The sequence below is a fragment of the Streptomyces sp. R11 genome (assembly GCF_041051905.1).
GTDB lineage: Bacteria > Actinomycetota > Actinomycetes > Streptomycetales > Streptomycetaceae > Streptomyces.
In genome coordinates this window covers 6,801,834-6,820,083 of record NZ_CP163432.1, presented here as the reverse complement: position 1 = coordinate 6,820,083, position 18,250 = coordinate 6,801,834, and the positions used below count along the sequence as shown (strand labels likewise).

Genomic DNA, 18,250 nt, shown 5'->3' with positions numbered 1-18,250 from the left:
TCTCTCCGACACCCGCCTTGACCTGGAAGGTCATCCCCGAAGTACGCCCAAGGTACTGGCGCAGGCCACTTGTTCTGGACGTGCGGTATTCCGGGGTGGCCGTTGATCAATTCCGCGTGTCCCGTTTGCGGGCAGCGACGTAGTCAGTCCAGTCGCGCTTGGCGAAGTTCGACCACCGGACGGCGTTGTCGACGCTGGTGCCGGTGAGGTCCGCGAGGACGGATGCCGGCAAGTTCGCGGCCAGAGCCAGGCGTGCAGTGTTGCGGCCAGCAAGCCCGTTGAGGCCGTACTCGCGGAACTTCAGACTGAGGTAATCCACGCGCAAGGGGCGCGCTGGGGCTCTGCCCAGGCATGAGCCAGGGGCGTGTGTCCGCAAGTTGGTTCAACCGCCAGCGAGTCTCGGACTGATCACGCAGGCGCCGGACGATGTGCGCCAGTTTCGGCGGCAAGTGTAGTCGTCGGCCACTGAGGTCAATCTGAAGCGACGCCCCATCGTCGACGATGTCGTCCTTGGTGAGCTGCAGAACCCTTGAGCCCTGGAGTCCGAAAAGCAGCATGAGTGCGCCTGCGACCCGCACCCAGAGGGAGAGCCCTTCGTCACCGATGCATCGGCGTAACTGGGCCACCCGCTCGGAGTCTTCGATGAAGGTGACGGGATGGGCTCTGCCGGGAAGTGGGACCTTAAGGTCGCCGATGAGGTCGTGCTTGCGGGCCCAAACGATGAAGGCCCGGATGTTCTGTCGGGTGCTAGTTCCCTCGACCAGCCATCGGTCGAGGTCAGACTGCGTGAAATCGCCTAGGGTAATGCCCTGTTGGTCGAGCCAGGCGAGCAGTTCCAGCGTGCGTCGAAGGCGTGAGCGGAGGATGCTCTCCGTGCCTCCCTGGACACGTTTCCCTCCGCGCCGGTGGTGAGCTTGCCTGAGGCGGCGCAAGAGGAACCAATGGGCGAACGGAGCCGCGGTCTTCCGGTGGTGCTCAGGAGCGGTAGCCAGCAGTTGTTCGACCCAGACTGGCTGCCTCTCAAGGTATTCGTCGCGGAGCGGCAGGACACCGGCGGTGACCAGGAGTTCGCGGGCGTAGTGCGTCGCATGTGTAACGGGGAATTCGTCCAGGCGCTCATGGGTGATGGGCTCGCCGCTTGCAGCCAACTCCATCAGCAGGCGAGGAGCTTTGCTGCGGTCGAGCCAGCTGAATAGGCTGCGCGGCCGATCGGCCGCGCAGAGCGCCTGCCTCACCAGCTCAAGATCGGGATGGATAGTGCCGTCGTCTGCACTGAGGAGATCGGTGAGGCGCTCGGTCAGAACGCAGCGAGAACAGCATCCTGCCTGGTAGAGATCTCCACTGCGACCACACTTCCGACACGTGTAGGTCAGATCGACTCCCACGCAGGGACCGCAGAGCGCCTCGTCCGCAGGGTTGAGCCCGATAAGCGGGCGCCGCTCACCGCAAGCAGTGCAAGAGGCTGGTTGGGAACGAACGTATTCGTAACACGTCCGACAGACGGGTCCCATGGGCCATTCCGCGTGGACCGGCCGTGATCTCGAACAACGGGAGCACGGTCGGCGGAGCCGAGGTCGGCATTGCTGGCAGATCGGCATCCCAGATGCAATCCGGTCGCAGGGGCGGTGGCGACCACAGGTCGCGCAGACCGCGGTCTGCGGCCGGTAGCAGTGCGGGCAAAGATCGGGTTGCTCGCCCCTGGCTCGCTGCATGATGCTGATAGAGCCGCATTTTCCGCAGGCCCGCTCAGGCTGTTGGTAGCACCGGCGACAGACCGGGCCTGCGTCTGTGAACGCCTGGGCAGGGGCCTTCCTTCCGCATTTGCTGCAGAGCCGATCCGGCCGAGGGGCGCACCCCTGACAGCGAACGGTTCCATCTGCCAGGCGGGCTGCGGGGCGCCGCACTCGACCACACCCGCCGCATTCCACAGCCACTTCCTTGCCGTAGCAGGAGCCGCAGAGGGCCCCTCTGGGCGACGGACGTTGATCCGCGCCACGCGCTGACAACGGATGCAGACCTCCCGACGCTGCCTTCCCGAACAGTTGGAGCAGCCACGGCCCTCCGGGATCCGGTGATCCAGATGAACCGTGACCTTGCCGCAGCCGGCGCAGGCGGGCCGCGCGACATCAGCGTGTCCCTTGTCGATCAGTGTGTGAGCAAGCCGCACCAAGGCAATCGGGAAGTCGGCTCCCGGCTGCTGTAGTGCGTAGGGGTGCTGTCGGAAGTGCTCTTCAAGCAAGTTCCAGGAACGGCCTCGAATCCGTGCTGCATCGGTGGCCTGGATCGCGTTCTCTGGCGTCAGCTCGCCGACCACCTCTGTCAAGTTGCGAGCACGATGGTGCGTGCCGCCTCCGCCTTGGGCTCTTTCATGTCAGGTCGGGTCGGCGGATCGTACTGCGCCGGACGCGCGGAAGGGCTGAGGCGTCGCCCCCGCCCGCTTTGCGAATCTTGGCGTTGACGACGTTGATGTCGATCAAGTCGTTAGGACTGCAGTCCAGAATGTCGCAGAGCGCTGCGAGGGTGTCCATCGACAGTCTTTGCGGCGTCTGAGTCACCAGGCGGAAGACCTGTTCCCGCGACAGGTGGATGCCACGTTCGGCCAGCAAGGGCACCAGGTCCGAGGTCTGGAACATGTTCTTCTCGGCCATTCGCATCCGCAGCTGCCAGGTGATCCCCATCTTCCGGATCACGGTGAGCCCTCCCATAGGTCTGCGTGACGCTCCTTCAGCACGCGCTGCAGGAGCCGATTGCGGTAGTCGTCGGAGACACCGGTGTAGATCGCCGTAGTGCTTGCGTAGGCGTGACCGACCTGGTCCTGGACGAAGCGCTCGGGGTAGTCGAACTCAATCAAGTGCGTCACGTAGCTGTGCCGCAAGGAATGCAGGTCGAGTTCATCGGGCAGGTCCGCCGATCGGCGAGCGGTGTCGAAGGCCTCGTCGAGGCGCCGGAGAGATATCCGCCCCCGCCGCTCGGTTACCCAGAGTGCGGGGTGCTTGCCCGGCTCGAAAGCCGGACGGACCTCATCGATGTACTGGTTCAGTACGTCCACAACCCAGTCCATCTCCGGGACAGTGAGCACGCTGCGACGTTTGGGTGGCCCGCCCGTGGACGCTTTGCCGTGCCGAACGAACAGGGCGCCAAAGCGCCCGTAGTCCGGTGTCTTCGGGTTTCTACGTAGATCAGCAAGATCCAGGCCACATGCCTCCCTGCGGCGCAACCCATAGGCGTACACGGTCTTGCATGGCGTCGCGCAGAGCGGCCAGGGAACCCTTGCGCCCCCGGTGACGGATTTCCGCCACCCGGGCATCCGCTGCATCGAACAGCGCCTGCACTTCGTCGTATGTCAGCGGTCGAGGACCGGATCGGCCCTCGTACTCGCTGGTGTGCACGACGGTGTTCCACTCGTGCAGGATCTGTACGGGCACCTGCCCGAAGCGGTCCGTGCAGGTGCGCGGCCAGCCGTAGCGCGCATCGGTGGTGTACTCGCAGAAGAGCCGCAGGGCGTTCTGATAGTTCCGCGCTGTCGACACAGCGAGTCGCGGGTTCCGGCTCCTGAGGTGATCGAAGAACGCCTCCGCTTCTGCCGGCGCCCACTGCCACGGGTACTGGTTGGAGAACTCTGCGAAGCGCCGGACCAGCGATACCCGCGGCTTGATCGTCGCCTTCTCGTTCAGGAAACGGGTGCGCTGCTGGCGAGCCCACCCCTGCAACATGGCCTCAAAAACGGCCGGTTCAGGATCGAGATGCACGATCCCGTCAGCGAGAACCAGGTGCGCAGCACCAGGCAAATCCACTGCTCGACTCACGTTGCATTCAACGCAACATCGTTGAATTGGTTACGCTAGAGCGCCTGACCAGCGGTCATGAGGCGGGCGACCGCCCAGGCCAGCGCCTGACCTGGGGCGGTCAGGGTCACTTCTTCTTGCTCTTGCTCGACGGCGTCTGCGACAGCGCGCTTGCCGCCGCAGACTTCTCCGCCTTGGTCGACTTCGGGTTGGCCAGGACCTTGGCCGCGGCCGAAGCAGCCTTCTTGCCCGTCTGTCTCGGGTTCTTGGGCATGATCACATTCCTTTCGTGCCACTTTGCGTTGCAGCTCAGAACGTGATGTCATGCATGCCTGCACGCGGTACAGGACGTCTCGTTCTGGCTGCGGCGATCGTCTGACTCAAAGGGTCAGACGATCGCCATTCCGGCGGCCTTTCCGCCGGAAGCTTCGACTGAGACCAGGTCACCCAACGTCACGTTGGGCATCACCGTCTCGAATCACATCAGCAATCTCGCTGGCGATCTCCTCGACCGTGTACTGAGCGGTGCTTCTCGCCAACTTGTCGGCCAGGGACGGGCTTTGGGCCATGACCTCGTCCTTGGTGATGTTGTGCCAGATGGGCAGCAGATTCTGTTGCCCCGTCACATACCTTGTCACCAAGCCGTCAAGCTCGTACTGGGGCCACCCCTTCTCGAAGAAGGGGCGCGAGAGAATTACGATGCCGAACCGGCTACTAGCCAACCCGTGGTCGATCTTGCGGCGGAGGCTGTCGCCGATCCTCAATTCGAGGACGTCGAGCCACACAGTGATGCCGGCTTCTTGCAGATACTGCGCGAGCGGGCGGGCCACTGCCTCTTTGTCCTCACTGGCATGAGAGATGAAGACATCTCGTACGGGCTCGGCCCGGCCGATGGAGTAGGGCGGCGGCTCATGTCTGATTTGGGTCAGGGAACCAGCGTTGCTCGGGCGTAGCACGGGCAGCGGCGGCGGTTCGACGGAAGCCGAGGACCTCACTCTTCCTCTGAGGCCCAGCATGTCAACGGTCACGTACCAGTGGCCGCTCCGCGGAATCGCAAGACGTACTGGACAGTGTTTTGCGAGCCCACCTGCAAAACGGGGGTTTCGTCCGGCTTTGTACTTCTGATAGTTGCTGGAGTCCATCAGACGCACATTGGCTGCACTGCCGGACAGTTCAATGACTGCGGTCGCGCCCTTGGCCTGACGGCCGAGATCGTGGACCACGTAGTCCATGATTTTTCCTCTACATCACCTTCACAGGGGACCTGTAGGGGCGGTTGCGCTGGATGCAACATTGTTGCGGGCGCTAGAGCGGCGGGTGTATCCCCAGGCCAGCCGCTACGCGGGAGGGGCGTCAGCGCGAGGCTGACGCCCCTCTCATCAGGGATTACTTGTCAGGTGAGCGTTTGCCGAGTGTTGCACTCGATGCAATTCCGCCCAGTTTCAGCTGCAGCCGCTGGTCGAGCCGCAGCCCTCGCAGATGTAGCAGGAGCCGGCCCGCTGCATCTTCGTACCGCAGGAGAAGCACAGCGGGGCGTCGGCCTGGATTCCCAGCTGCATCTCCACCAACTCGGCGCTGGTGTGCGCCTGCTGCGGAGCGGGCTTGGCTGCCTCGACCTCGGCCTTCGGCGTGGCGACGGCCTTCAGCTCCTGTGCGCGCGGCGCCGACTGGGCCAGCCCCTCGACGTCCACCTCGTCATCGCCGGCCTCGTACGAACCGGTCTCCAGGTGACGCTGACGCTCCTCGGCGGAGTGGATGCCGAGCGCGGAGCGCGTCTCGAAGGGCAGGAAGTCGAGCGCCAGGCGGCGGAAGATGTAGTCGACGATCGACTGCGCCATCCGCACGTCCGGGTCGTCCGTCATGCCGGCCGGCTCGAAGCGCATGTTCGTGAACTTCGAGACGTACGTCTCCAGCGGCACGCCGTACTGCAGACCCACCGAGACGGCGATCGAGAAGGCGTCCATCATGCCCGCGAGCGTCGAGCCCTGCTTGGACATCTTCAGGAAGACCTCGCCGAGACCGTCGTCCGGGTACGAGTTGGCGGTCATGTAACCCTCGGCGCCACCGACGGTGAAGGACGTCGTGATACCGGGACGCCCCTTCGGCAGACGCTTGCGGACCGGGCGGTACTCGACGACCTTCTCGACCGTCTCACGGATGGTGGCCTCGGCCTTCTCCGTGATCTCGGCCTTCTCCTTCTCCTTGGTCTTCGCGGAGAGGGGCTGGCCGACCTTGCAGTTGTCCCGGTAGATGGCGAGCGCCTTGACGCCCATCTTCCAGGCCTCGAAGTAGATCTCCTCGACCTCCTCGACGGTCGCCGATTCCGGCATGTTGACCGTCTTGGAGAGCGCGCCGGAGATCCACGGCTGGATCGCGGCCATCATGCGGACGTGGCCCATCGCGGAGATGGAGCGCTCGCCCATGGCGCAGTCGAACACCTCGTAGTGCTCGTGCTTCAGGCCCGGGGCGTCGACGACATTGCCGTGGTCGGCGATGTGGGCGACGATCGCCTCGATCTGCTCCTCCTGGTAGCCCAGGCGGCGCAGGGCCTGCGGGACGGTGCCGTTGACGATCTGCATCGAGCCGCCGCCGACCAGCTTCTTGAACTTGACCAGGGCGAGGTCCGGCTCAAGACCGGTGGTGTCGCAGGACATCGCCAGACCGATGGTGCCGGTCGGGGCGATGACGGACGCCTGGGAGTTACGGAAACCGTTCTTCTCACCAAGGCGCTGCACGTCCTGCCAGGCCTCCGTGGCCGCGGCCCAGACCGGCGTGTCCAGGTCGTCCATGCGGACGGCCGCGGAGTTGGCGTCGGCGTGCTGCTTCATGACGCGCAGGTGCGGCTGCGCGTTGCGGGCGTAGCCGTCGTACGGGCCGACGACCGCGGCGAGTTCGGCGGAGCGCTTGTACGAGGTGCCGGTCATCAGCGAGGTGATGGCACCGGCGAGAGCGCGGCCGCCGTCCGAGTCGTACGCGTGACCGGTCGCCATCAGCAGGGCGCCGAGGTTGGCGTAGCCGATGCCGAGCTGGCGGAACGCGCGTGTGTTCTCACCGATCTTCTGCGTCGGGAAGTCCGCGAAGCAGATGGAGATGTCCATCGCGGTGATGACCAGCTCGACGACCTTCGCGAAGCGCTCGACCTCGAAGGACTGGTTGCCCTTGCCGTCGTCCTTCAGGAACTTCATCAGGTTCAGCGAGGCGAGGTTGCAGGACGTGTTGTCCAGGTGCATGTACTCGCTGCAGGGGTTCGAGCCGTTGATACGGCCGGACTCCGGGCACGTGTGCCAGTGGTTGATGGTGTCGTCGTACTGGATGCCGGGGTCGGCGCAGGCCCAGGCGGCCTCGGCCATCTTGCGGAACAGGGCCTTGGCGTCGACCTCTTCGATGACCTCGCCGGTCATACGGGAGGTGAGGCCGAACTTGCCGCCCGCCTCAACGGCCTTCATGAACGTGTCGTTCACACGGACCGAGTTGTTGGCGTTCTGGTACTGGACGGACGTGATGTCATCGCCGCCCAGGTCCATGTCGAAGCCCGCGTCACGCAGTGCGCGGATCTTCTCTTCTTCCTTGACCTTGGTCTGGATGAAGTCCTCGATGTCGGGGTGGTCGACGTCGAGGATGACCATCTTGGCGGCGCGCCGGGTGGCGCCGCCCGACTTGATCGTTCCTGCGGAGGCGTCGGCGCCGCGCATGAAGGAGACCGGGCCGGAGGCGTTGCCGCCGGAGGACAGCAGCTCCTTGGAGGAGCGGATGCGGGAGAGGTTCAGGCCGGCGCCGGAGCCGCCCTTGAAGATCATGCCCTCTTCCTTGTACCAGTCGAGGATCGACTCCATGGAGTCATCGACGGCCAGGATGAAGCAGGCGGAGACCTGCTGGGGCTGCGGGGTGCCCACATTGAACCAGACGGGGCTGTTGAAGCTGAAGATCTGGTGCAGGAGGGCGTACGCCAGCTCGTGCTCGAAGATCTCGGCGTCGGCGGGCGAGGCGAAGTACTTGTAGTCCTCGCCGGCCTTCCGATACGTCTTCACAATGCGGTCGATCAGCTGCTTGAGGCTGACCTCGCGCTGCGGGGTGCCGACGGCACCGCGGAAGTACTTGCTGGTGACGATGTTGACCGCGTTCACCGACCAGAAGTCGGGGAACTCCACGCCGCGCTGCTCGAAGTTGACCGAGCCGTCGCGCCAGTTGGTCATGACGACGTCACGGCGCTCCCAGGCCACCTCGTCGTACGGGTGCACGCCGGGGGTGGTGTGGATGCGCTCGATACGCAGTCCCTTGGTCGCCTTGGTGCCCTTGGCGCGGGAACTCCGTGCCGGACCGCTCGCCGTCTCTGTCATGCCGCCTCCCTGTACGGGCTAAAACGCCCTGAAGTGCCCCGATGTTCCCCGTGGCACGGTGTTCTGTCTGGTGCTGCGGGCACCGTCGGATTGCCACCCGCAGCAGGTCTTCTGTCGCCGCCTCGCGGCCGGATCAGGAGGTCCGAGGACCGCGTCCGGCTCGCCCTCAGTCGGCGGCGTTGGCGGGCACGGGGACCTGTGCAGTCCCTCCGGACCCGCGGTCGTCCTCCTGGCCCCCCGTGACTGCGCGTGCGTCGTCCTCGCGGTCGTCGTCGTCCGCGGCGGTGCGTCCCGTCCCCAGCCTGAGTTCCGTGATCGCGGCCTCGAAGTCCTCGAGCGAGTCGAACGCCCGGTATACGGAGGCGAATCGCAGATAGGCGACGAGGTCGAGCTCCTGCAACGGGCCGAGTATGGCCAGCCCTACGTCGTGGGTGGTCAGCTCGGCGCTTCCGGTGGCCCGCACCGCCTCCTCGACCCGTTGGCCGAGCTGGGCGAGCGCGTCCTCGGTGACAGGCCGTCCCTGGCATGCCTTGCGCACGCCGTTGATGACCTTGATACGACTGAATGGCTCGGTGACTCCGGACCGCTTGATCACCATCAGCGAGCACGTCTCCACTGTCGTGAAACGACGGGAGCAGTCAGGACACTGGCGGCGCCTGCGGATCGACGTGCCGTCGTCAGTCGTACGGCTGTCGACGACGCGACTGTCGGGGTGCCTGCAGAAGGGGCAGTGCATAACTCCCAACCCTCCTCACAGCAGACTCAATAGCCTCGCTGGACCTCATGGGCCCCGCGAAGCAGCCCCAAGCATAGGCGATCTCCGAGCGGTCGAAGACCGGGGGGACCACAACTTCTGGGCTGCTGCTGCAATCCAACCACTAGATGTGGGGATTGGCTCATACATCGACGCCATACGCGCGTGTCGCTCGGACATCGCCAGGTGGCGTAGGGCCGGACCGGCGCGCCGCGCACTTGATGCACGGCCGTATCCCCACGGCACATACGGAGATACCGTGAGGGCCACACGGAGGGGACGTGGGACTCCCGCACAGATGAGGGTCGGTTCCAGGTTGATCCGATCCCGGATGGCAGACTGGGGCAACAACCCACGAGGTCGCCACCCCGGCGGTGAAGGGTACAACAATGGCCCCTTTTGCCCGTCGGGCAGCACGTCAGCCATACACCCAGACACACGATCACGTCAGGTGATTCGCGATTTTTCACTCGAACGTGTGTTTGGCGCAACCTTTCGAAAGCAACTACCGTTGTGCAGCAGGGAGACCATCGAGAGGGGCCGACGTGACCACCACCGCAGACAGCGCCACCATCACTGCCCAGGACCGCTCCCAGGGCCGACTCGAGCCGGTGCATGCGATGAACGAAGCCATGAGTCCCGAGGGACACAAGCGCTCCCTGCCGGGCCGACCTCCCGGCATCCGGGCGGACAGTTCAGGACTTACCGACCGGCAGCGCCGCGTGATCGAAGTCATCAGGGATTCCGTGCAGCGGCGTGGCTACCCGCCGTCGATGCGGGAGATCGGCCAGGCGGTCGGCCTGTCCAGCACGTCCTCGGTCGCCCACCAGCTGATGGCACTGGAGCGCAAGGGATTCCTGCGCCGCGACCCGCACCGCCCGCGCGCGTACGAGGTGCGTGGCTCCGACCAGGCCGCCTCCGTGCAGCCCACGGACACCACCGGCAAGCCCGCCGCGTCGTACGTCCCGCTGGTCGGCCGCATCGCCGCCGGTGGTCCGATCCTGGCGGAGGAGTCGGTCGAGGACGTCTTCCCCCTCCCCCGGCAGCTGGTCGGCGACGGCGAGCTCTTCGTCCTGAAGGTCGTCGGTGACTCGATGATCGAGGCGGCCATCTGCGACGGCGACTGGGTCACGGTACGGCGCCAGCCGGTCGCGGAGAACGGCGACATCGTCGCCGCCATGCTCGACGGCGAGGCCACCGTCAAGCGCTTCAAGCGCGAGGACGGCCACGTCTGGCTCCTCCCGCACAACGCCGCGTACGAGCCGATTCCCGGCGACGACGCGACCATCCTGGGCAAGGTGGTGGCAGTGCTGCGGCGCGTGTGACGGCTGCGGGCGAAGCCGACGGCGACGCCCTCTGACCGGGCCCCGGGACCCCTGCGCCGGTTCCGGGGCCCTGTGCTGTCCGGGCGGCCCTGCACACCGCATCAGAGCCTGGGCCGCTGCTTCACACCGTGCGCTGTGGGAACCCCGCCGTCAGCGGCCTCTGGATCGGGGGGTTAGCCTGTCGCGGCGCGCGACAGGCTAACCCCCCGATCCTCCCTTGGCTGTTCCGCCATCACTGCGGCTGCTTTTCTGCCTCTGCCTTCTTTGCCACCGCATCGATCGCAGCCAGCGACTTTCGAACCTGATTACGGTCCGTCGTGTACCAGAAGTCGGGCAGTGATGCCTTCAGGTAGCTCCCGTACCGGGCCGTGGCCAGCCGCTGGTCGAGTACGGCGACCACGCCGCGGTCCCCCGATGCCCGTACGAGGCGGCCGGCGCCCTGGGCCATCAGCAGCGCTGCGTGAGTGGCGGCGACCGCCATGAAGCCGTTGCCGCCGGCGTCCTCCACAGCCTTCTGGCGCGCGCTCATCAGCGGGTCGTCCGGGCGCGGGAACGGGATCTTGTCCATGACGACCAGCTGACAGCTGGGGCCAGGGACATCGACGCCCTGCCAGAGGGACAGCGTGCCGAAGAGGCAGGTCTGCGGGTCGGCCGCGAAGTTCTTGATCAGCTCGCCGAGCGTCTCCTCGCCCTGCAGGAGGATCGGGAACTCGGGGATGCGGGAGCGAAGCTCCTCGGCGGCCAGCTGGGCGGCCCGCATCGAGGAGAACAGGCCCAGCGTGCGACCGCCGGCCGCCTGGATCAGTTCGGTCAGCTCGTCGAGCATGTCCAGGCGGTCGCCGTCCCGCGCGGGGCGCGACAGGTGCTTGGCGACATACAGAATGCCCTGCTTGCGGTACTCGAAGGGCGAGCCGACATCCACTCCCTTCCACTGCGGGAGGTCATCGCCCTCCGTGCCCTCGGGAGCGAGGCCCAGGGAGGCACCGACGCCGTTGAAGTCGCCGCCCAGCTTCAGGGTCGCGGAGGTCAGGACGACGGAACGGTCCGCGAAGAGCTTCTCCCGCAGCAGGCCCGACACGGACATCGGGGCCACACGCAGGGACGCGCCGAAACGGTCGTGACGCTCGTACCAGACGACGTCCCACTCGGAGCCGTTCGTGATCCGCTCCGCGACGTCGTGCACGGACTCGACCGAGGCCAGCGCCTGCTTGCGGACCGCGTCCTCGTCCTGCACGGATTTGTCGCGGGTCGAGCCGATCGCGGAGATGACGGTACGGCAGGCGTCCCGCAACGCCATGAGGGCGTAGGCGAGGTCCTCCGGGATCTCCTCGAGGCGGCCCGGCAAGGCCAGTTCCATCAGCCGCTCGAAGCCCTCGGCGGCGGTCTGGAGCTGGTCGGCGGCCTTCTCATTGGCGAGCTTCGCGGCGCGGCGCACCGCGCGGTTGACCTGGCCGGGCGTGAGCTCGCCGGTGGCGACTCCAGTGACCCGGGAGACCAGCTCGTGCGCCTCGTCGACGATCAGGACCTCGTGCTGCGGGAGGACGGGAGCGCCTTCGATGGCGTCGATCGCGAGCAGCGCGTGGTTGGTGACCACGACCTCCGAGAGCTTGGCCCGCTCACGGGCCATCTCCGCAAAGCACTCGGCGCCGTAAGCGCACTTCGAAGCACCCAGGCACTCCCGCGACGAGACCGACACCTGGCCCCAGGCCCGGTCGGACACACCGGGGGTCAGATCGTCGCGATCACCCGTCTCCGTCTCGTCCGACCAGTCGCGCAACCGCAGTAGGTCCTGCCCCAACTTGCTGGTCGGCGCGGCCGCCTCGAACTGGTCGAAAAGGCCTTCGTCCTCCTCCTGCGGAACGCCCTCGTGCAACCGGTGCAGGCACAGGTAGTTCGACCTGCCCTTGAGCATCGCGAACTCGGGGCGACGGCGCAGCAGCGGGTGCAGTGCGTCGACGGTGCGCGGCAGGTCCCGCTCCACAAGTTGGCGTTGCAGAGCCAGCGTGGCCGTCGCCACGACGACGCGCTCCCCCTGCGCGAGCGCGGGCACGAGGTAGCCGAGCGACTTTCCGGTGCCGGTGCCGGCCTGGACCAGCAGATGGGAACCGCCGTCGATCGCCTCCGCGACGGATTCGGCCATGGTCACCTGGCCGGGGCGCTCCGTACCGCCGACGGCAGTGACGGCAGCGTGCAGGAGTTCGGGGAGTGGGGGCTTCGTCATAGCGTGACCACCCTACGGCCAGGCACTGACAAACGCGCGATCACCGTGGGGACGGAGGGCGGGATCAAGGCCCGGGCCACTTCGATCGAGATCGGATCGGTTCGGGTGGGTGTGGGGTTGGTTCGATTGCGCTCAGGTGCTGTGCGTATGGCGCTGTGGTCGGTTCGGTCGTGGTCAGGGTGGTTCGGTTGCGACAGGGTCGACTCGTTTGCGACCGGGGCGATTCGATGGCGACCGGGCGACCCGGCCGATCGGATACGGCGGGGTCTGTCGGCCGCGCCCGGGGTGGGAGCAGGTTCGGCACGTAAAAATCCCGCGGCCAGTCGCTCCGTGGAACTGATCCGAGTCTTCGAGTGCGCCGACGGTTCGACCGCGAGCCAAAGACGAGTGGGAACCAGATCGACTCGACCGGTGTACCAATTGTGATGACGCTGCAACACGGCGTCACAACAGATGGCGCAGGCTCCGGTCTCTCACCATGAGGGCAGCCCGCTTGGCGGGCAGCTCGATCTCGGCGGAGAACCGAAAACCGGCGCTCTGGAAAGCGGCGACGGAAGGGGTGTTGCGGATGTCGGGTTCGGCGACGATGCGAGCGCAGGCGGGCCGCTTGTCGAGGACCAGGTCGGCGACGGCTCGGAGGAGAGTGCCGCCAAGTCCCCGTCCGCGGTCGCCGACGGCACCGATCAGGAGATGGAGGCCGGTGTCGTGGGGCCGGGCCGGGTAATACCGGGCGAGCGGGTCGAGGTCGGCTCGGTAGAGCTCCCAATAGCTCATCGGCGTGCCGTCAAGCAGGCCAAGGCACGGGACGCTGCATCCGTCACCGGAGAGATGGGCCCGCAGGTGCTCCTCGGTCGCGTTCCGAGGCCCGGCCAGCCCCCAGAATGCGGCGATGGCGGGGTCGTTCATCCACCGGTCGATGATCGGAAGATCTCGTTCGATCCGCACAGGGACAAGGTGAAGCACTCCTGCAGGTGTGCTGACCGGCCCGTATTCGGCGACGTGGTCAAGCAGATCGTCGACGTTCGGGAGATCTGAATCCGAGGCGAATAGGCGCGAGTCTGCGCCTGAGCTCTGGTCCCCCGCGGCACCGGGCTGTTCCGCGAAGAAAGCGACGATCTCGTCGGGCAGGCGCATGTCCAGCGTGTCCTCACTGTCTGCGCCCAAGCCCGCCTCGGCGATACGGCCATCACGAGCACCCAGGCTCATGGCGGTACCGATGTCGGTGACGGGGGCAGTACCGGCGTCGGCACTCGCGTCGGTGGGAGGCACGGCGACGCTCCTCTCAGGAGGTGGTGTGGGGCATGTTCCTAAGGGATGAAAGGTGTTGGTGACAGCCGGAGGCGATGTCGGGAGTACAAAGACCGAGCCATGGAGGGCGACCGTGATCGGAGGTGAGGCCTGGCTCAGAAGTGGGGTGTGGCGAGAGGCCAGGGGCGAGGTGCGTGGTCAGGGGCGAGGCGAGTTGTCAGGAATGCAAGGGGTTGGCGATGGAGACGTAGACGGACTGGGTGTCGACCGGGCCGACGAGTTCATCGAGGCCGTGCAGCCGGGTCAGCAGGTTGGCCTTGCAGCGCAGAACCGGTGAGTCGAGCAGGTGGGCAGGTAGTGAGGTGCGGAGCCGACTGGGACCGGAGGCCACCTCACGGAGGAAGCGGCGGAAGGCAGCGAGCAGCAGTTGTTCGTCGGCGAGACGCTGGGAGCCGATCGCTCCGATGAGGCCGAACACGTTGTTGATCGCAAGGTAGTACGCGAAGCGCTCGTCGGTGACTTCGTCCGAGACGAAGGTGTCACTGTGCTCACCGATGCCGGACAACCGGGCGTCGAGTTCCGCACGCCGGGACTCACGGAAGTAGTAACCCTGGTTGTCGCGGTACCGGCCGCCCGAAGGCCAGCCGTCAGCGTCCAGTACGAGCAGGGTGTTCTGCTGGTGTGCTTCCAGGGCGACTCCGGCCTCCGAGTCCAGCCACAGCACAGGGCGGATGGCCTGCTCGAGGTAGCGCAGGAACCACTCGGCGGCAACGGCCCCACGAGGGCGGCCTGTTCGCGCGGCGAGACGCGTGACCAGCTCGACCAAACGGGACCGCAGCGGCTCCGCGCCCGACCAGGGGCGGCCTGTGGCGGTGCCCGGATCTGCGCACGGGCGGGGTGAGACGAGTCCGGCTACGCAGGACACATCGTCGGAAGGCCGGAACGGGTTGTGCCGGATCATCACATCTAGACCGGCCACTGGGACGCCGGCCGGTCCGTCGACGGCGAGCCATGCCGGGTCGCGAACGATGTCAAAGCCTGGGTGCTCGGTTCGCCATTGCGTGGAGAGGCCACTGCGCAGGAGGCGGTGGACCTCGACGCCGCGGTGCAGTTCCTTGCGGAGGTTCTCACGGCGGGAGTTGGTGATCCGCAGGCCCAGCGACAGCTTGAGCATCGCGGGTGCACCGGACCTGTAGACGGTTCGTACGGAGGAGGTGGGATGCCACGGGGCGCCACGGGCGCCGAGGTCCTTCAGCAGTCCGGCATCGAGCAGGGCCGCGGTTTCGGGGCGGTGCCGGACTTCGCGCAGCTGCCAAGGGTGCACGGGCAGAGCCGCGTAGCCGTCGGGCAACGACAGCTCAGGGCCGGCGAGTCGGGAGGTGAGCTGGTCGGCGGGGACGACACGGCCGCGTTCGGTCCAGGCCGAGTCGGCGGCGAGCAGGGAGGGAGCGACAGCCAGCCAGTGCAAAGGAAAGGAGCCGCACAACTCGGGCGAGTACCGCTGCGCTTCAGCCTCGGAGAGACCCTCGCGGCTCTTGGGCGTCGGGTGGAGCGGGTGTCCGAGCAGCAGCGCCTGTTCGGCCGCGAGAAACAGGTCGGGGGTGTCGGCCGGATTTGCATGCCGCTCACTGATGAAGGTGACGGTTCGCCGGACAGAGTCGGCGACACGGGCACCGAGGTCGGTTGCGGCGGAAATCGCGGGGCCGGTCAGAGCTGGGGGTGCTGGAGAGGCAGGGGACCCGGATACGGGGTCGGTCGGCGGTACGGAGGAGGTCGGGGATACGGCGGAAGTCGAAGGCGCGGCAGAGATCAGAGGTGCAGCAGAGGTCAGGGCAGGGGCAGAGGCCAAGGGCGCGGCAATGGCCAAGGGCGCGGTGAAAGGCACCGCCAGGCCGGCGCCGGAAGCCACGGCCGCAGGACTTCCTCCCCCGAGCGTCTCCCTGGCGAGCAGCGCGGCGAGGGTGACCGCATCCATCGGTGGGTACGAGGCGGGCGCGTCAGCCAGGTGCGGGAAGCCGAAGCGGTGCCATCCCGCAGGGGACCAGTAGCCGATGGGGACCAGCAGGGCTGTGCCAGTGGCAGGCAAAGGGATACGGAGGACCCCCCTGTCGGGTGCCGGGAGATTAGTCTCGCGCACCCAGCAGCGGAGCAGGTTCTCCACGGCGGCGGCCTGGGCCGCGATGTATGGGTCCGGATGCTCAAGAAGGTCAGAGGTGTCGTCGCCCTGCAGCCAATCGGCGTCCGCGGCACCTTCCTGCGTCGGCGCACGCGGCGGTACCCGACCCCCGCAAACTCCCTGTGCCGGCACGCGTTCCTGCGGTGCGCCGCCTTCCTGCCAGGCGTCGCCCATGTGCGACGCGGGCGGCACTTGCTGGGAGAGCGGTAGTTCGGAGGAGCCTCGCCGGCCGGTATCGGTGCGGCCGTCGGATGCGGGGGTGGTGGTCAAGGCTGGTCCTCTTGAAGTGGTTCCGGCAGTGCGGCGACGGCCGTGTTATTGCAGTGAGGTTGGGCGTGGCCCGGAAGGGGCGGCGTATCCAAAGAGGTGCGGTTGGAGAGGGTGTGTCAGGTGGCGGCGAGGTTCCGACAGGAAGTGACGGGTCGCCCGGAAGTGGGGCCGTCGAGGGTTACCGAGGTGAAGGCACGGGGCACGGAAGAAGCAGGCGTAAGCACAGCGCCTGCCGCGCTACCCGGCACGATCGCCACGGTCACCGTGCTGCCGGTGACCCGAGTGCGGCTGATGCGTCCGATGACGGCCGGTGTGACCGGTGGAACCACTGCTGCCGGTACGACCGGCGCGACCGCGGGACACCGCCTCCACCGCGTCGGCCAACCGATCCAGCACAGCGGCCGCCTGCTCGTCGCTGATGGTCAGGGGCGGAAGGAGCCGGACGACGCTGGAGTGGCGGCCGCCGAGTTCGACGATCAGGCCACGGCGCAGGCACTCCTGTTGGATGGCGGCGGCGAGTTCGGGGGCGGCGGGACGCGGATGGTGATCCGGGCCCCGGGGTACCGCCGCCCTTGCTCCCGCGCTGCCAAGGGCGACACCCTCCGGGGAGCCACCCGCGCTTCGGGCAGGGCCGAGACCCGCGAGACCGCCTGCCCCTCCACCGGTCCAGCCGAGATCATTCCGCGCACCCGCTTGTACCGAAGCGCTCAAATCAGCCTGGCCGACGCCACCCCCGTGCCCTTCGAGAGCAGCCCGGGGCCCTCGCTCACGCCCGGCCACGCCAACCCGCTCAATCGCCGCCAGGATCGCCGGCCGCCCCTCGTCCATTGGGGACTCGCCCTGTGGTTCCACCACCTCGACCCCGATCATGAGCCCCCTCCCCCGCACATCCCCGATGCACGCGAACTCCGCGGCAAGTCGCTGCAGTTGCTGCAGCATCCGCGAGCCCAGTTCGGCCGCGCGCTCGGCGAGGCGGTTCTCGCGGACGTAGGCGAGTGTCGCTGTGCCGGCGGCCATGGCGAGTTGGTTGCCGCGGAACGTGCCTGCGTGAGCACCGGGTTGCCAGGCGTCGAGTTCGTCGCGGTAGACGATGACGGCCAGGGGCAGGCTGCCGCCGATGGCCTTGGAGAGGACCATGACGTCGGGGGTGACGCCGCTGTGCTCCACGGCCCAGAAGGAACCAGTGCGCCCGACCCCTGTCTGGACCTCGTCGGCGATCAGCGGGATGGAACGGTCGGCGGTGATCTGCCTCATGCGCCGCAGCCACCCGTCAGGGGCGGGGATCACTCCGCCCTCGCCCTGGACCGGTTCGAGGATCATCCCGGCTGGGCGTGGCACGCCCGACTTCGGGTCGTCGAGGACGGACTCGGTCCAGCGGGCGGCAAGTTCGGCACCGTGTTCGCCGCCGACACCGAAGGGGCAGCGGTAGTCCTGGGGGTACGGCAGGCGCGCGACCCGTACGTCGCAGGCGCCCCCGGATGCTTCGAGTGCTCCGGCGGTCATCCCGTGGTACGCGCCGCTGAAGGCGAGCATCCCGGTCCGTCCGGTCGCGGCCCGGACGAGCTTGAACGCGGCTTCCACCGCGTCGGTTCCGGCCGGTCCACAGAACTGCACGCGCGCGTGGTCGGCGAGACCGGGCGGCAGGGTTCGGAACAGTTCGGTGATGAAGGCGTCCTTGACGGGCGTGGCCAGGTCGAGGACGTGCAGTGGCGCGCCCGAGTCCAGGACTTTGCGGATGGCTTCCAGGACCACCGGGTGGTTGTGTCCGAGCGCCAGCGTCCCGGCGCCGGAGAGGCAGTCCAGGTATCGGCGGCCGTCCGCCCCCTCGATGGTCAGCCCACGCGCCCGCACCGGCACGATCGGCAGGGCGCGAGCGTAGGTGCGCGCCGACGACTCGCGCGCCGACTGTCGCCGCAGGATCCCCTCGTGCACGGCGGATGCTCCCGCCGAGTCGGACGCACCCTCACGCACAGATTCGGTCACGGCCATGGCTCCCTGTCCTCCCGCTGTCCAGGGGCGAGCAGGTCTGTCGCATCCTCGCCCGACCCGACATACGAAGCCCCGCGAGCGTCCACTCGAAACTCCGGGGAACTGGGCACAGGGGACCGCACACAGACAGCAGGTCCCCACGGCT

Annotated in this window: 11 protein-coding genes and 1 pseudogene; 1 reads left to right on the top strand and 11 read right to left on the bottom strand. The window is 67.2% G+C overall.

Annotated features, from left to right (window positions below):
- Nucleotides 1–143: 143 nt before the first annotated feature.
- From AB5J55_RS31445 to nrdR, 7 genes and pseudogenes are all read right to left on the bottom strand, one after another.
- A complete protein-coding gene (locus AB5J55_RS31445; RefSeq protein ID WP_369273842.1) occupies nucleotides 144–1,385 on the bottom strand; it encodes a hypothetical protein in 1,242 nt (413 codons plus the stop codon).
- A 981-nt stretch (nucleotides 1,386–2,366) separates the two neighbouring features.
- Nucleotides 2,367–2,690, bottom strand: coding sequence for a helix-turn-helix domain-containing protein (locus tag AB5J55_RS31440; RefSeq protein WP_369273841.1), 324 nt, complete (start codon nucleotides 2,688–2,690; stop codon nucleotides 2,367–2,369).
- A pseudogene (locus tag AB5J55_RS31435) lies at nucleotides 2,687–3,806 on the bottom strand (tyrosine-type recombinase/integrase). The gene AB5J55_RS31440 and the pseudogene AB5J55_RS31435 overlap by 4 nt, the downstream one beginning before the upstream one ends.
- Nucleotides 3,807–3,912: 106 nt before the next feature.
- The gene (locus AB5J55_RS31430; RefSeq protein ID WP_167828909.1) at nucleotides 3,913–4,059 is read right to left on the bottom strand and encodes a hypothetical protein; all 147 of its coding nucleotides are present in this window, start codon (nucleotides 4,057–4,059) and stop codon (nucleotides 3,913–3,915) included.
- A gap of 169 nt (nucleotides 4,060–4,228) precedes the next feature.
- Nucleotides 4,229–5,017 (bottom strand): DUF1883 domain-containing protein, encoded by a 789-nt coding sequence (locus tag AB5J55_RS31425; RefSeq protein ID WP_369273840.1) that lies wholly within the window; start codon nucleotides 5,015–5,017, stop codon nucleotides 4,229–4,231.
- A gap of 210 nt (nucleotides 5,018–5,227) precedes the next feature.
- Nucleotides 5,228–8,122, bottom strand: coding sequence for a vitamin B12-dependent ribonucleotide reductase (locus AB5J55_RS31420; RefSeq protein ID WP_369273839.1), 2,895 nt, complete (start codon nucleotides 8,120–8,122; stop codon nucleotides 5,228–5,230).
- 166 nt (nucleotides 8,123–8,288) lie between these two features.
- Nucleotides 8,289–8,858 carry a transcriptional regulator NrdR gene (gene nrdR, locus AB5J55_RS31415; protein ID WP_369273838.1) on the bottom strand — a complete coding sequence of 190 codons (570 nt, stop codon included), beginning with the start codon at nucleotides 8,856–8,858 and terminating at the stop codon, nucleotides 8,289–8,291.
- A gap of 563 nt (nucleotides 8,859–9,421) precedes the next feature.
- Here nrdR and lexA point away from each other — a divergent pair.
- A complete protein-coding gene (gene lexA / locus AB5J55_RS31410) occupies nucleotides 9,422–10,201 on the top strand; it encodes a transcriptional repressor LexA (protein WP_328878695.1) in 780 nt (259 codons plus the stop codon).
- Between the two features lie 232 nt (nucleotides 10,202–10,433).
- On the opposite strand, the gene AB5J55_RS31405 is transcribed toward lexA, so the two are convergent.
- From AB5J55_RS31405 to AB5J55_RS31390, 4 genes are all read right to left on the bottom strand, one after another.
- A complete protein-coding gene (locus AB5J55_RS31405; RefSeq protein WP_369273837.1) occupies nucleotides 10,434–12,422 on the bottom strand; it encodes an ATP-dependent DNA helicase in 1,989 nt (662 codons plus the stop codon).
- Nucleotides 12,423–12,866: 444 nt separating this feature from the next.
- Nucleotides 12,867–13,691, bottom strand: a complete 825-nt coding sequence (locus AB5J55_RS31400; protein WP_369273836.1) for a GNAT family N-acetyltransferase — start codon at nucleotides 13,689–13,691, stop codon at nucleotides 12,867–12,869.
- A 196-nt stretch (nucleotides 13,692–13,887) separates the two neighbouring features.
- Entirely contained in the window at nucleotides 13,888–16,116 is a 2,229-nt protein-coding gene (locus tag AB5J55_RS31395) for an IucA/IucC family protein (protein ID WP_369273835.1), read from the bottom strand.
- 237 nt (nucleotides 16,117–16,353) lie between these two features.
- Entirely contained in the window at nucleotides 16,354–18,105 is a 1,752-nt protein-coding gene (locus AB5J55_RS31390) for a diaminobutyrate--2-oxoglutarate transaminase family protein (protein ID WP_369273834.1), read from the bottom strand.
- Between the last annotated feature and the right edge of the window lie 145 nt (nucleotides 18,106–18,250).